This is a genomic window from Acetobacter sacchari (assembly GCF_017377715.1).
Classification (GTDB): domain Bacteria; phylum Pseudomonadota; class Alphaproteobacteria; order Acetobacterales; family Acetobacteraceae; genus Acetobacter; species Acetobacter sacchari.
Genome location: NZ_JAFVMF010000001.1, coordinates 348,718 through 362,866 on the forward strand (window position 1 = coordinate 348,718; position 14,149 = coordinate 362,866).

Annotated in this window: 9 protein-coding genes; 8 read left to right on the forward strand and 1 reads right to left on the reverse strand. The window is 53.0% G+C overall.

All coding sequences use genetic code 11. From position 1 onward, the window contains the following. Positions 1-306: 306 nt before the first annotated feature. Positions 307-2,811: a TonB-dependent receptor domain-containing protein gene (locus tag J2D73_RS01575; protein ID WP_279380872.1), complete on the reverse strand. Its 2,505-nt coding sequence runs from the start codon at positions 2,809-2,811 to the stop codon at positions 307-309. A 619-nt stretch (positions 2,812-3,430) separates the two neighbouring features. Here J2D73_RS01575 and peaA point away from each other — a divergent pair. From peaA to J2D73_RS01615, 8 genes are all read left to right on the forward strand, one after another. Then, positions 3,431-5,233 (forward strand): quinohemoprotein amine dehydrogenase subunit alpha, encoded by a 1,803-nt coding sequence (gene peaA / locus J2D73_RS01580; protein ID WP_207878702.1) that lies wholly within the window; start codon positions 3,431-3,433, stop codon positions 5,231-5,233. Next, positions 5,230-6,708, forward strand: a complete 1,479-nt coding sequence (peaB, locus tag J2D73_RS01585) for a quinohemoprotein amine dehydrogenase maturation protein (protein WP_207878704.1) — start codon at positions 5,230-5,232, stop codon at positions 6,706-6,708. Before peaA ends, peaB begins: the two co-directional genes overlap by 4 nt. Next, positions 6,705-7,043 carry a quinohemoprotein amine dehydrogenase subunit gamma gene (qhpC, locus tag J2D73_RS01590; RefSeq protein WP_026399091.1) on the forward strand — a complete coding sequence of 113 codons (339 nt, stop codon included), beginning with the start codon at positions 6,705-6,707 and terminating at the stop codon, positions 7,041-7,043. The genes peaB and qhpC overlap by 4 nt, the downstream gene beginning before the upstream one ends. Positions 7,044-7,124: 81 nt before the next feature. After that, positions 7,125-8,213: a YncE family protein gene (locus J2D73_RS01595; RefSeq protein ID WP_207878706.1), complete on the forward strand. Its 1,089-nt coding sequence runs from the start codon at positions 7,125-7,127 to the stop codon at positions 8,211-8,213. A gap of 359 nt (positions 8,214-8,572) precedes the next feature. Then, a complete protein-coding gene (locus J2D73_RS01600; RefSeq protein WP_207878709.1) occupies positions 8,573-9,268 on the forward strand; it encodes a hypothetical protein in 696 nt (231 codons plus the stop codon). Between the two features lie 53 nt (positions 9,269-9,321). Continuing rightward, positions 9,322-10,965 carry an ABC transporter ATP-binding protein gene (locus J2D73_RS01605; protein WP_243429555.1) on the forward strand — a complete coding sequence of 548 codons (1,644 nt, stop codon included), beginning with the start codon at positions 9,322-9,324 and terminating at the stop codon, positions 10,963-10,965. Positions 10,966-10,996: 31 nt separating this feature from the next. Continuing rightward, positions 10,997-11,701, forward strand: coding sequence for a subtilisin-like serine protease QhpE (gene qhpE / locus J2D73_RS01610; protein WP_207878713.1), 705 nt, complete (start codon positions 10,997-10,999; stop codon positions 11,699-11,701). Positions 11,702-11,826: 125 nt separating this feature from the next. After that, positions 11,827-13,998 carry a xanthine dehydrogenase family protein molybdopterin-binding subunit gene (locus tag J2D73_RS01615; protein ID WP_207878715.1) on the forward strand — a complete coding sequence of 724 codons (2,172 nt, stop codon included), beginning with the start codon at positions 11,827-11,829 and terminating at the stop codon, positions 13,996-13,998. Positions 13,999-14,149 lie beyond the last annotated feature (151 nt).

Consider the following 14,149-nt stretch of genomic DNA (forward strand, 5'->3'; position numbering starts at 1 on the left):
GATATAAACGATCAAATATTTTACGATGAAGAACCTTTGTTTGATGCAATCTCTCTTTTTCAAAAATTAGCGTCGAGTGACTTCGATTGAATTTTTGGAAGGCGAACGCACAAATGAGGTAGCCGATTAATTGCACCGCATTCTCGTGTATGGAAGGCAGGATCGATCGGAAGTCCGATTGAGGAGAGACGACTATCACCCCTTGGGTCTTCATTAAAAATTCACGCGTTCAAAAACCTGTTCCGGCACGCCCTGATCCAGGGTCCTCTGAAACGGACCCTGGATCAGTGCGGAAACTATCTGGCATTAAAACTCAGCGGAAACTGTGCCGTAAAACTCTCGTGGCGCAGCTACAAATAAATTGTAATTATCGTCTCCAGAGATGCCTGCGCTGCCAGTGATACCGCCGATGTAATTTTTATTGAAAAGATTAGTTATGCCAAAATTTGTTTTGATACCATGAGCGAAACCGACCTTACCGAAATTGTAACCCACCCCAAGACTGGCGAGCCAATAGGCGGGGACTTTTTCGTCGTTTAAAAATGTGATTGGACGTGCACCTATGTAGTTGACATTAAAATTGAACGTTGCTTGACGCCACACGTAGGTCAAGTCTGCCTTGTACATGAATTTCGGATAATAAACCTGTTTCTTTCCCTTCAGGCTATATGTCGATCCAGCATAGTTGATAGATTTTGTTTGATATTCCGCGTCGGCCCAACTGAAACTGTTGGTGATGGAGAGTCCCTTGAAGGGACGAACTGTACCTTGTACATCAGCCCCGTTGACCGTTTCCCGTCCAACATTCAAATAAGCTGTATAAGCATTGCTGGTGGTTCCTTCTGTAATGGTTGCCAATCTATTGTAATAATCAGTGTGATAAAAATCCACGGAACCAGAAAATAAATTAGAATTATATCTGTATCCGACTACGTAGTTCCACGTTCTTTCCGGACGGAGTTTGTTTTTGTTTGCGTCAAACACATCCTGGGCAGTCTGTCCGGCGGCGCTGGTGCCTAGGCCGCCCCATGGCCCGCCGCTCGTTTGCGTTTTGAAATCATATGCTCGAAGGTTTTCAGCAATGTCCCAATAGAATTCGTGGTGATTCAAAAATAAATAATCGAAGTTGAAATGCGGTAGAAACGCGGATGACGCCGTCATCGTGCCGTTCACCGGGTGACGATAATAAGGATTCCAGCCTTCAGCCTCAAGCTCGGCGGTATAGTCAGCTTTCGTTCCTCCATGAGTTGTTTGAGTGAGTGATTTAAAACCTGCGAGCAAATTCATACCTGGAATGATAGTCCATCGATCCTGTAAGAAAAATTGGAAAGTGTTTGTATTAAATGAGTCATCGTACCATGTGTGAGCTTGGCTTTGCTTGAAATCTGAATTCGAATTGTGGCCCTCATTTTCGTAATCTTCGTATAAGCGATACGCGTCACGCCAATAGTTGTTTTCGTACCAAACACCGGTTTCGATGTGGTTGTGATGGGGGGCCTCGATAGAAAATTTTTGGGTGAAACCGATGCGTCGGCTAAAGTAGTGCGGCATTCCGAGAGCCATAGGCACTCCGCTTACCGTGCCGTCTGCTAACAGGCTTACAGCGCCTGAACTGGGGGAAGTTACAAAGTTGTTTGTGTACCCGGATGTGCCGCTGCCGATTCCGGCGTAAGCGACGGTATCCGAGGTGACATTTTTGAATAAATCGAAATGACCGTTGATATATGAGAGGTATGTTCTCTGTATCTGTGAACCATCCCAGACATAGTTGCCGACATCGTCATTCGAAAGGATGCCCTGATAGCCCGGGGGAACATCCGAAGTATATTGCGCATAGTAAGCCCACAACTTGGCTTTCTCGTAATCAGGTTTCAGAAATGTCGCGTCGCGACCCATTTTTCTCCACGTGTTGAGATTCATCGGCATGTAATTTGCCTGGGTGAAATTCCCGTAACCGAAGAACGCAGTTATTTTTCCGGTGTCGCCGACTGGCTGCACAACCTTCGCGTCTGCTTGTAACTCGCTCTGGTAGCCGACGCCCTTCCAGAGGTTACTCTTGGTGCGAGCGAACGAAGCGTAAAACTTTGTGCCCGTTGAGTTGAGAATTCCACTATCTACGCGCCCATAGGTGCGAAACGCATTGAAGCTTCCAAACGTCTGGCTTATTTTGCCACCAGCCTTGTCTTGTGGGTCACGAGATACGTACGATATGGCGCCCCCCAGATTTTGAGCGGAAAACATATCGAGAGCGCCTGCTCCTTGCGACATACTCATGCCGCCGATATCGTCCTGTATAATTGCCTGCGTAATAGCGACGCCGTTGGAGTTAAGGTAGCCTTGCCCGCCGAGAGGCATTCCATCCAGGCTCGCGCCGATTTGGTCCTGCGTAAAGCCACGCATATAAAGATTATTGGCCCAGGTATCGAGACCAAACGCATCCGTAGAAGTGAAATTTACTCCGGGCGTGGTCTGCGCGAGAATTTGCATCGGATTTGTGCCCGAAACAAATTGATCCATGGTCGCTCGTGTTATCGCTACTTCAGCGCCGTGGGTTCGTACCCGGCTTCCGTGGACCCCAAGTGTTTCGGCGTCGCTGGCCTCTATGCCGCTTCGATGGCGACTGGAGGCGCCTTTCCCGCTTTTGGGTGAGGATTTTACCGGGGAGTTTGCTGGGCGACTTGATTGTTTGTACTTTTTCGACACTCTTTTTTCGTGTTGTGAAGTTTCTTCGGCCCATGATGGGGTGAACGGAGTTGTTGCGAGCAGAAGCGCGCTTAACATTAGTAGCGAGGGAAGGCGCGAATCTCTCATGCTCAATAACTCCGACGATGCTGTATATAAAAACATCAACGCATATTATGATATATCGTGACGTGTTTCGTTTGTTTGACCGTTACGATATCGAGTTAAAAATGATCGTCGTAACCCTGTCAACTCCGACCGTTCGAGATCGAACTCCGAGTTCATGGGGTTGCTGCCGCCACCGGACTCGGCGTCCGATCGGTCTGCGTCGGTGCTCTTGGTGGTGGTGGGGTGCTTTGGGGAGGTTTGTCGGGATTAATTGACCGTGATCCTTCATCGAACCGGCGTGGATAGAAGGCCTAGGTCTGTCTCGGCGAGCCACGAATGCAGACCTCTGTGACAAGGTGCGCCGAAAGCGGATAATGCGCGGTAAGTTGTGTTAATACGCCCTATCCGAGAGATTCATGTGACACGAAACTGCGTTCTTTCGTAGTCGAAAGTTCCGTGTCGGCAAGGTGATCAACGCCTTATATATTTCGCTGGCAAATGGTTGACATACATTCTTTGATCGTAATATTGCTTTATCGAATCATTTTTCGTGGCTGCATTCTGTTCGTTGATTTCAGATCAGGTTCGGCGGCGGACTTTAAAAAGCATTCCGTATAATCCGGTGAGAGGCCACTCTGGGATGATCGTTTCGCCTTCCACTGTCAGCGGTAGCTGGCGGTTTTTCCCGCCATTAAGTCGAGTGACGAAAGTTTCCAAAGTTGGCTTTTGTGCGACGCTTCTTCTTGGCTCATTCTCTGTGCTCGCAGGTGGCGCGCATGCAGCTGATAAATCAGTTGATCCTGCTGACTGGACCGAGGTCGATGTCGGGATTCCGGTAACTGACAAGCTGACCACCCAGCGATGTGGCAGTTGCCACACGCCGGATGCGAAGGGAAATTTGTCCCGAATCTCCTGGACCAGAGCCACGCCTGAAGGCTGGGCTCAGACGCTCAAGCGAATGGTGAAGCTCAACGGACTGTCGATCACGCCCGATGAAGCGAGATCCGTTGTCAAATACCTTTCGACCTCGCATGGTCTTGCGCCGGAGGAGGCAGAGCCGGTTATGTATTTCGCGGAGAGGCGGATTCAGGACGAGACGATCATCCCTAACGACGTGCTGCACCAAACCTGCGCAAGCTGTCACGCATTCGCACAGCCAATGTCATCTCGCCGAAGTCATCGCGAGTGGGCTCTTCTGCAGAATATGCACAAAGCGCTCTATGCAACCGCGCAACGAACCTATGAGACGCCTGCGGCGGGCGGGGCGCACGACGGTGGAGCGAAAGCGGAAACCCAGGCTCAGGTCGCGCTCGCGTGGTTAACAAAAAATGCACCGCTACACACGCCGGAGTGGGCTGCGTGGAGCCCCTCCATCCGTGCGCCGAATTTGGCTGGCAAATGGTTCGTGAGCGCGGCGTTTGACGGGCATGGGCGATTTGTGGGTGAGATGGACCTTGCGGCGAAGACCGCGGGCTCCGACGAGTTCACATCGACGACTTCGTTGAAATCGCTTGATGACGGCAAGGTCGTGACTCGCAAGGGGGTTGGGCTGGTATATGCAGGGTACTCCTGGCGGGGGACGTCGCAAGGTGAGGGGGGAGACCCCGCGCGCCCGGACGATATTGCCGACAAGATGCGCGAGACTATGTGGTTCGCGCCTGATCAGGCGAAGTCCGTGGGGCGCTGGTACTGGGGCGAGTATCATGAATTTGGTCTGGATGTGACCTTGATACGCGAGACGGGCGCGCCAATGGTCGGGGCGGTGTGGCCCAACGCGCTGAAGTCCGGCGCAGTGGGCGTGCAGATTCATCTCTATGGCGCTGCCCTGCCAGCGTCGGTTTCCGTCGGAGATGTGGATTTTGGCAGTGGGGTCACTGTTAAAAAAGTGGCTTCCATTTCCTCTGGTGAAATTGTCGCTACCGTAGATGTAGGGGCTGCTGCGGTGGCCGGAAGTCGTAGCGTTGTCGTGCATGGCGCAATGCTGCCGAAGGCGCTTACGGTATATTCAGGGATAGACTACATTAAGGTGTCGCCTGACACGGCTCTGGCCCATTTGGGTGGCATAAAATACGGTAAAGGATATCAGCAATTCGCTGCGACCGGTTGGTCGGCGGGGCCGGACGGAAAACCCGGCAATGCGGATGATTTTCCGATACGATCCGTTCCTGTTTCCTGGTCGCTCGCTGAATTCCCAACAGTCACTTATGACGATGACGTTCACTTCGTCGGGAAGCTCGATCCGGCGAGTGGTCTCTTTACGCCAAATGTCGAGGGACCGGATACGCAACGCCGGTTTATGAGAAACAACTACGGTGAGGTTTGGGTTGTCGCCACGGCAAAGGACGACAAGGACGCCGCCGGAAGGCCCCTCGTGGGGCGCAGTTACCTCGTCACCACCGTGCCAGCCTACAAGCGCTGGGACCAGCCGGAGGTTTCAGAATGAACGTCATTCGTCATCAGGACGCGCTTTCCGCCTCGCCGCGCTACCGTCGTGGCGAATTGCATGAATTCAATGCGGGTGGAAATGATTTTATCTACCTTGTGTCCGCAGGCGCTATTTTTGCCCTGGATGAAGCGGCGCGTGCTGTTCTTACAAACATGGCGGATGAAGGTGTTGAGCATGGGGCCCTTGTAGCGGCTCTTTGTGCTCAAGGTCACCAAAGGCAAGACGCAGAGGACCTTATTCGTGAACTGGTGTTAGTGCAGGGCATTGTCGCGGATGCTCCCGGCGTGCGCCAATTTACCTCGCCCGAAGCACCGCCAACGGATTTTCCGCTTCAGGCGTTGGTTTTGAACATTACAAGCCAATGTAATCTTGCGTGCACGTATTGCTATGAGTTCGGTTCTGACAAAATAGCGACCCCGCAAGGCAAGCCCAAGTTTATGACGTTGCAGACCGCTAAGACGTCTGTCGATTTTCTTCTGGAGCAGTCAGCGGCTCGAAAGGCAGTGCATATAACGTTCTTCGGCGGCGAAACGTTGATGAATTTTCGCCTGCTGCGTGACGTGGTGCTTTATGCGGAAAGTCAGGCGCAGCAAAGTGGCAAGGCAATTACGTTCAGTCTTACGACGAATGCGACATTATTGAACGACGAAATTATCGACTTTCTATCGGATCATCATGTCGGCGTCACAGTCAGCATGGACGGCCCGCCGGATCTGCAGAACAAGCATCGTGTGTTTAAAAACGGCAAAGGGTCTTACGACGTCATCGAGCCACGACTACGAAAACTTATAGCCCGTCACAAATCGCGAGCAATAACCGCACGCGTCACGCTCACGGATGGCGTTACGGACGTCGTGCGAATCTTTCGGCACCTGAAAGACGATTTGGGTTTCCACGAAGTTGGCTTTGCCCCGGTGACGAGCTCGGAGAAGCAGGACTATTCAATATCAGATCCTGATATGAACACGGTTTTGCGAGGGTTTCACGATCTCGCCGAGGAGTGGCTGGAGTATGCGTTGCGCGGTCAGATGCATGGCTTCTCCAATGTCTCGGAGACTATAGGTGAGCTGACGCAGGGTGTTAACAAATCTCATCCGTGCGGCGCTGGTCTTGGTCTGCTCGGAGTGAGTCCGTCAGGGGATCTGTCTCCGTGCCACCGCTTTACCGATGCGGACAGTCACACGCTGGGCAACATCAACACTGGAATCGACGTCGAAAAGCGGGGCGACTTTTTGGCGCGGGGCCATATTGGCACGAAGTACGATTGCCAGACCTGTTGGGCGCGCCCTCTTTGCGCAGGAGGGTGCCACCACGAAGCGTTCGTGCGCTATGGAGATACAAGGCACGCCAATTTGCACTACTGTGACTGGATTCGTGAATGGACGGATACATGCTTGAAAATATACGGAGTTCTTGCGATCCAAAAGCCTGAATTTCTTGATCGATTCGCCGAACGAAAGCCCATGACATGAAGCACCTGAAGCCTCTAAACCGAAAAGCTCGCAGGATTGACGACCTGGTTGCTTCTACAGATGAAGATTTTGTGGCCTTGCAGCAGACAACGCCGCCGCCACGCCCTCATGTGCCAATGGGATGTACGCTCTCTTTCTCTCCGGGGTGGGAGGTGGATGCGGGCGGCGGTACCGCGGGGCTTTGCCAGCCCGTAGAACGGGATATTTATGACTGCTATGTCACGTGTTTCTGGCCAGTCCAGGTTCCTGATCATGTGAATTATTCACCAGACTGGGCCAGCAACTGTGCATCAGCGACTAAAGATTGGCGGAATCTTGATATTGTTTTCCCCTGATTCAGCAATCCTGATTCGTTCTGTCTTAATACAATGTGCCGGGAGTTCGAGCCCGCGTCTCCTCGAGGAAGATCTTGCATCATGAATATTCCCGGCATTCGAAGCGTCATCGTGTTGCTTGCGACCGCCTTAGGAACACAGGCTGGTGCGGCTACGGTGGTTCTGGGGGGGTATCCGGACCAAATTCAATTCATTGACGATTCGACAGGGCACGTCGCGCAGAAAGTGACGATGGAAACGGGATTGCCCTCAAATATTCAGTTGTCTGCTGACCGCAGTAAAATTTACGTCATGACGCTGACTTCATCGGGTTTCGAGGTGCTTGACGCTAAAACCCATAAGGTTGTGAATCATTTCACGCTGAATACCCCGACATTGAAGTATCGTTTCCTTGGAGGAGTTCCGGATCCGGCGGGGCGGTATTTTTATACTCTGGGGTGGCATATTGATAAACTTAATGATCGCTTTCGCTTTGGTAAACAGCAATACATTGTCGTCGACCTGAAAGAACATAAAGTTTCTCAGGCGGTTGATGTGTCGGATGAAGATGGTTCAGGAAACAGACGACCTTCCTTTGGAATTTCTCCAGACGGCAAGAATTTTTACATCTTCGATAAACAAGTCAGGGTTGTAGATACGCATAATATGAAGGTCACCAAACGGATTGACCTCGCGAAACCAGATCCGGCATGGAAGCAGGATATTAACATAGGGACGGCGATCAGTACACTGGGTAACGCCTCAGAATACGTTTCGTTGTTCATGTCGCAAGATCCATACATCCACAGCAAGACGTTTGGCGTCGGGCGTTTTGATCTCACCAACGCGACGTATAAGTTTGACCCTATCGGCGCTGCTCCCAATTCAGTTGAAGGGCTGCAAGTGACGCCTGATGGGAAGGACGGGTATACGGTTGTCGAAAATGGTGAATATGGGAACCAACGGTGTGAGTTCTGGCACTACGACCTCACGACCAACATCGCTGTTGGCCATGCCGAATTTCCATGTAGACGACGTTTTTATTTTGGTATGTCCCATAATGGAAAAAAACTATATATATACGGCGCAGGTTATGACGTCGCAGTTTACGACGCCAAGACTCTTAAGCCGGAAACGGATTGGGAGTTGGGGAACGACATCACGATGGCTGGCATAATAAATCTGCCCTGATGTCTGACAACAGCTGCCTACCGGCGTCGATTCCGCAAGCGCAGATGCAAGTACTGTTGCAGGGCGGTGGCATTGCGTCGAGGTGTTGTGCTGGTCTGCTTGCGCGTATCGGAATTCCTGTATTTTCGCGCGATCTTCATGCGACCGATGGTCCCGCTGTAATGTTGGGCGAAGCAGCCATAAGGTTGCTTGGTGATTGCCTCGGCAGACCGTTTGAGCCAATGGGCGGCATGCGAATCTCGCGAAGAATTGTTGCGTGGGGGGGGGGGGAGCCGGCCTCGGTGCCACACAGTGGCGTTACGTTTGGGGCGGGAGAACTAAGCAGGCAACTGCCGCCTGTTCAAAGCATAAAGGAACCGTTGGCCGGAGAAGTTTTTTCTGTTCGTTCCGGCGCGACGGGAACGAATGCGCCACTGAAATATTTCGGAAGGCGTTCCGGGTCGGCGGCGTCAGTCCGACTTTTAAGGGTAGATGAGAATGACGCATGCTGGATCGAGGCGCTGGATCGAGGTTGGTTGTTTTTGATACCCACGAGCCACGGCCGAGGTTGGCTTTTGGGAGTTGGCGACGAACTATCCGAACTGATTGGTCGAAGTCGGTATATTTCTCAGAGAGTTGAAGTTATATCGAAAAAAAAAGAGATTTTCGAGACTGCCCCGAGAATTTTGTCTCAGCTTTCTGGCCCCGGGTGGCTGGCGTGTGGCGCCAATGCAATCGCGTTTGATCCTCTTTGCGGCGATGGTGCGGGACAGGCGGCACGCGAGGCCATTTTGGGGGCCGCAGTGATTCAAGCTGTGGCCGAACGTCGGCAACTGAAGCATGAGCAGACGGCGGTTCTGTTGCATTATCACTCCATGTTATTAGCTTCAATGCGCCGTCATTTGCGTATATGTGCGCAATTTTATGTCACCGGAGGGAGGGGCGAGTGGTGGCGCGAACAGGTCGAAACGCTTGCGCTGGGATTTGAATGGTGCACAGAGCGTTTGGCTGAACTAAGCGAGCCGCAATATGAACTTCATGGTTTGCGACTCTATCCGAGAGCGCGTGCGGCTTGAGCATGCCTGCGCCCGTTGCGCGGTGGAGTAGTTACCGGCTCCTGCTGCCTTTCATGCGCCGCTACATCGCGCCTCTTGCGTTTGTCATCGTGATCAGTCTTGCTGCGACAGGACTGGCGCTGGCCCAACCGTGGCTGTCGAGGCTCATGATCGACAAGGCGCTTATTCCCCACGATACGGGCTATCTGGTTCGCATAGCCGTCGCCATGGTTGTGGCCGCGATTGTTGGTTATGTTTTGAATATACTGGCAAGTTATTGTTATGTTTCGGCCTCGGCCGCTATGTTGTTCGATATTCGTGTGGCGCTGCTGCGGCATCTTCAAACTTTATCCCCACGTTTCTATAGCACGTTTCGGTTGGGGGATCTGATGTCGCGTTTGAACAGCGATGTCAGCGATATTCAGCGCGTCACCGCCGATACATTGCTGTCGATTGTAAGCAACGTCATGACGTTGTGCGGCTGCGTGGCGATTATGCTCTGGTTGAACTGGAGCATGTTTCTCATCAGTGTGATTCTTCTTCCTGGATGCGTGCTAATTTTCATAAAATATCAGAAGAGACTTACGCGTCTGACACGTGAAATGCGCGAGCGTGGCGCTGATCTTGGCAGCATGCTGGTCGAAAGTATATTGGGTATGCGGGCTATCACCGCCCTAAACGCCAGCAACGTCGAAATTATTAAATTCGAAAAACGCAACTCGGCTTTTGTGTCATCTATGCTGAGAATGCAGGTCGTCTCGTTTATGGCTGGCGCCGTGCCGGGAACTTTGTTGACGGTCACTACGTCCGGCATAGTGATCTATGGCGGACTGCTGGTTTTTGCGGGAAAGATGACAATAGGCACTCTCGTCGCCTTCATGAGCTACCAGACGCGTCTCTTTGGGCCAATACAGGTGCTTATGGGTTTGGCTTCCGGACTTAGTTCGGCTCGCGTGTCTTTGGCGCGGGTTGAAGAACTGCTCAACACACAGCCGGATGTGACGGAACGGCCGACTGCGGTTCATCTGAACGGAATCAGAGAAGAACTCCGGCTCCAGGGGGTTTCGTTGCGCCATGGCGCAAGAGAGATTCTGCGGGATATCGATCTCGTTATCCCTCAGGGTAAGTTTTGCGTGGTCCTTGGCCCCAGTGGGGTTGGAAAATCCAGTCTGGCCGACCTTCTTGTTCGTAATCTGGATCCGGATCGCGGAACGATTTCTGTGGATGGCGTTGATTTGCGTGATTTGCGGCTGAGAGATCTGCGAAGGGAGATTTTGCTGATCGACCAGTCGCCGCATATCTTCAACGATACAATCGCTGCAAATATTGCTTTTGGTCACAATGAGGCGACTTCTGAAGATGTGTCCAGAGCTGCGCACCTAGCCGGCCTGCAGGCGCTTGCCGAGCGTTTGCCCGAGGGGCTCGATACCCAGACAGGTGAGCGTGGTCTGGCTCTCTCGGCTGGCGAACGTCAACGCGTCGCCCTGGCGCGAGCATTGCTGCGTAATCCCGCTGTTTTAATCCTTGATGAACCCACTGCAGCGCTGGATGGCCAGACGGAGGAGTTTGTGGCGGATAGTTTGCGGCGGGCGCTTCCGCACGCCACGTTCATAGTCATCACGCATCGGCCTGTTCTGGCTGAGCGGGCTGACATGGTCGTTATGATCGATGACGGGCGGATACAGCTCAAAAGAAGCGTTGAGAAGCTTGATGCATGACCGTGCGCCCCCTGGGGAAGTCGCAGGGTCAATGCGAACCGGAGCAGGTATCCGAATTGCCGTCATTGATAGCGGGGTGCAGCCGTCGCATCCGCATATCGATGCAACTCGACTATGTCGTGGCGTCGGTGTGCTCCCGGATGGCGGAGTTGAGGCCGGTCCGGGCTCGACTGTTGATCAGCTGGGCCACGGAACCGCCGTCATGGCGGCAATCCAGGAGAAGGCGCCGGACGCTTTGTGCGTGCCTATTCGGGTATTCGGAACTGCATTACGCACCAGCGCGGCTGCTTTGGTGAGCGCAATTCGCTGGGCGGTTTCGGAGGATGTTGACCTCATCAATCTTAGCCTCGGATCGCTTAATCCAGCGCATGAGGCGGTGTTGGCTCTAGCCGTCTGGGAAGCTCGGGAGGGTGGCGCGACAGTTATTTCAGCGGCGGAGGCCGGAGGCTGCGCATGTTACCCTGGCGCATTGCCATCGGTTATCGGCGTCACGCTTGATTGGGACATTCCGCGATCTCGTTATGAGGCCACGCAAGCGCAGGATAAGTTGACGGTCGCTGCATCTGGATATCCGCGCCCGATTCCCGGTGTTCCCTCACGGCGTAATCTGCATGGCGTAAGCTTCGCAGTGGCTCAGGTTACCGGCTTTGCGGCTTTGATTGCAGAGGGGAGTTCCGTTTCACACAATTTTGACGTGCTGCGAGAGGGTTTCATGTCAGGAGCTGTCATCTCCTGAAGTTGAGCGAATACTTGATAAAAATATCGCTGATATAAGAGGGTAATGGTGTTACCGTGTGATGATGCGGCGCTGCTTTCTGGCGTCATGGTTCTCTGTCAATCCGCTGTTATTGCGAATAAAATATGACTGCTCCACTTGTTCATAAGGCCAACGGCGCTCTGGGTGACTTTTCCCGGCGTCGGTTTTTAGCGACTGGCGGTCTTCTTCTCGCATTTGCTGATTTATCGCGCGTGGGCGTTTCAATTGCGGCCGCATCGGATACGCCAGCGCGAAGTAGTGCACAAATTGGCGGTTTCGTTCGGATATCGTCGGACAACGAGATCGCGCTTATCGTGCCGAATATTGAGATGGGGCAAGGCATTTACACGGCAGAGGCGATGCTGATCGCTGAAGAGCTGGAGGTAAATCCCGGCAGAATTACGGTTCTGACTGCATTGCCGCAGGATGTCACCGATATGACGCCCCCGCTTTTGAGATCACTTTCTACCGGCGGTTCGCGGTCTATTCGAAAAAGCTGGACCCCGTTGCGGCAGGCGGGTGCGGTGGCGCGTCTGATGCTGGTTTCTGCTGCGGCGGAAAAGTGGAACGTAAGTGCGGATAGTTTGATCGTAGAGGATGGAACGATCAAGAATCCTGCCAGCAATGAAGTCGCCACGTATGGCGACCTTGCCGTAGGTGCGATCCGCCAGCCGGTACCCGCCACAGTCAAGTTGAAGCCCCCGACGGCCTGGAAGCTGGTTGGGCAATCGATTCCTCGGGTCGATATTCCAGATAAACTTAATGGCCACGCTGTCTTTGGCATCGACGTTCGCGTTCCAGGCATGGTGTACGGCGCTATCATGGGATGCCCGTTTCTGGGAGGGAGCGTCGTTCGATTTGATGACCGCGCTGCAAGAGCGATTCCTGGCGTGCTGGACATTCTCTCCATAGGCTCCGCCATTGCCGTCATAGCAAGAAAGTATTGGATAGCACGCAAGGGCCTCGCCGCTCTTGATGTGACGTGGAGCGCGGAAAAATATGCACATCTCTCCACTGACGACGTCCTAGCCTCTATAAAAAACGCTGCCGATCACGTTGCGCCGGTCACAGCGCGTGATGATCGCAGAGCCGATACAGCCCAGATTTCAGGAAAAAAAATAGATAGCGCCTATCAGTCGCCGTTTCTCGCCCATGCTGCGATGGAGCCCCTGAACGCGACAATCCATGTCCATTCTGAAGGGTGCGACGTGTGGATGGGGACACAGGTTCCTACGCGAGCACGGCAAGCGGTCGCCGCCGTAACCGGCATTCCCGAAAAAAACGTGGCGATACATAACCACATGATCGGAGGAAGTTTCGGGCGTCGGCTGGCGACCGATTTTCTCGAACAGGCAGCGAAATTCGCGTGCAAAACTAAAATGCCGGTCAAGTTTATCTGGAGCCGTGAAGAAGACATCCGACAGGATCTCTTTCGCCCCGCTTACTATGACCGTGTGAGTGCAACGCTTGGGGCGGATGGCCAGCCTCTAGTCTGGACGCATCATGTGAGTGGCCCGTCGGTGATGGACAGATTCACGCCTGGGGGGCTCCCCGTGGGGAAGCTTGATCACGATGCGGTCGCAGGGGCTGCTGACACACCATACGAACTGCCGAATATGCACGTAATCTGGACCCGGGCGGACACGCCTGTTCCGGTGAGTTGGTGGCGAGGCGTTGGCCCTGCGCATAATGTCTATGTTGTCGAGAGTTTTATTGACGAACTGGCGTTTGAGGCAGGCGCAGATCCAATCGCGTATAGGAAACGCCTGCTGAAGAATAACCCGAGGTCGGTCGCTGTTCTTGAGCTTGCTGCCGAGAAGAGCGACTGGAACAGCGATATGCCTGAAGGTGTTGGACGCGGCGTAGCGCTGCACAATGCGTTCGGCACTCACTGCGCGGTGGTGGCGGAAGTCGCAATAGAGCCGACAAAGGCAATAAAAATCTCGAAGGTGACAGCCGTTGTGGACTGCGGAATGGCGGTGAATCCAGACACGCTCGTCGCGCAGATCGAAGGTGGGCTGCTTTTTGGATTTACGGCTGCACTTTATGGGGAAATTACTTTGGAGGGTGGAAGAATAGATCAAAGTAATTTTCATAATTATCGCTTGATGAGAATTAATGAAGCCCCTCATGTTGAAGTGCATATTGTTAACAGTGGAGAGGAGCCAGGGGGGATAGGAGAGGTTGGGACCGCCGCAGCCTTTCCTGCATTAAGCAATGCTCTTTTTTCCGCCACAAAAGAAAGATATAGAAAATATCCATTTAAAATAAAATGAAAGTATGACGGTTAATCATTATGATCGGCGCGGATTTTTTCGTGACCGCAGTGTTGCCATCGTATCCTTTACAAGGATATGCCGCCGCAGTTGATCTACCCTCGCCAATACGCCGGTGAATGGCGCCTCATCGAGGTGTATATAAAACCCC

Bases quoted from the DNA above. Each gene is read 5' to 3' on its own strand.
- J2D73_RS01615 (WP_207878715.1), top strand. From the start codon at position 11,827: ATGACTGCTCCACTTGTTCATAAGGCCAACGGCGCTCTGGGTGACTTT.
- qhpC (WP_026399091.1), top strand. From the start codon at position 6,705: ATGAAGCACCTGAAGCCTCTAAACCGAAAAGCTCGCAGGATTGACGAC.
- J2D73_RS01595 (WP_207878706.1), top strand. From the start codon at position 7,125: ATGAATATTCCCGGCATTCGAAGCGTCATCGTGTTGCTTGCGACCGCC.
- peaA (WP_207878702.1), top strand. From the start codon at position 3,431: ATGATCGTTTCGCCTTCCACTGTCAGCGGTAGCTGGCGGTTTTTCCCG.
- J2D73_RS01605 (WP_243429555.1), top strand. From the start codon at position 9,322: ATGCGCCGCTACATCGCGCCTCTTGCGTTTGTCATCGTGATCAGTCTT.
- peaB (WP_207878704.1), top strand. From the start codon at position 5,230: ATGAACGTCATTCGTCATCAGGACGCGCTTTCCGCCTCGCCGCGCTAC.
- J2D73_RS01575 (WP_279380872.1), bottom strand. From the start codon at position 2,811: ATGAGAGATTCGCGCCTTCCCTCGCTACTAATGTTAAGCGCGCTTCTG.
- qhpE (WP_207878713.1), top strand. From the start codon at position 10,997: ATGCGAACCGGAGCAGGTATCCGAATTGCCGTCATTGATAGCGGGGTG.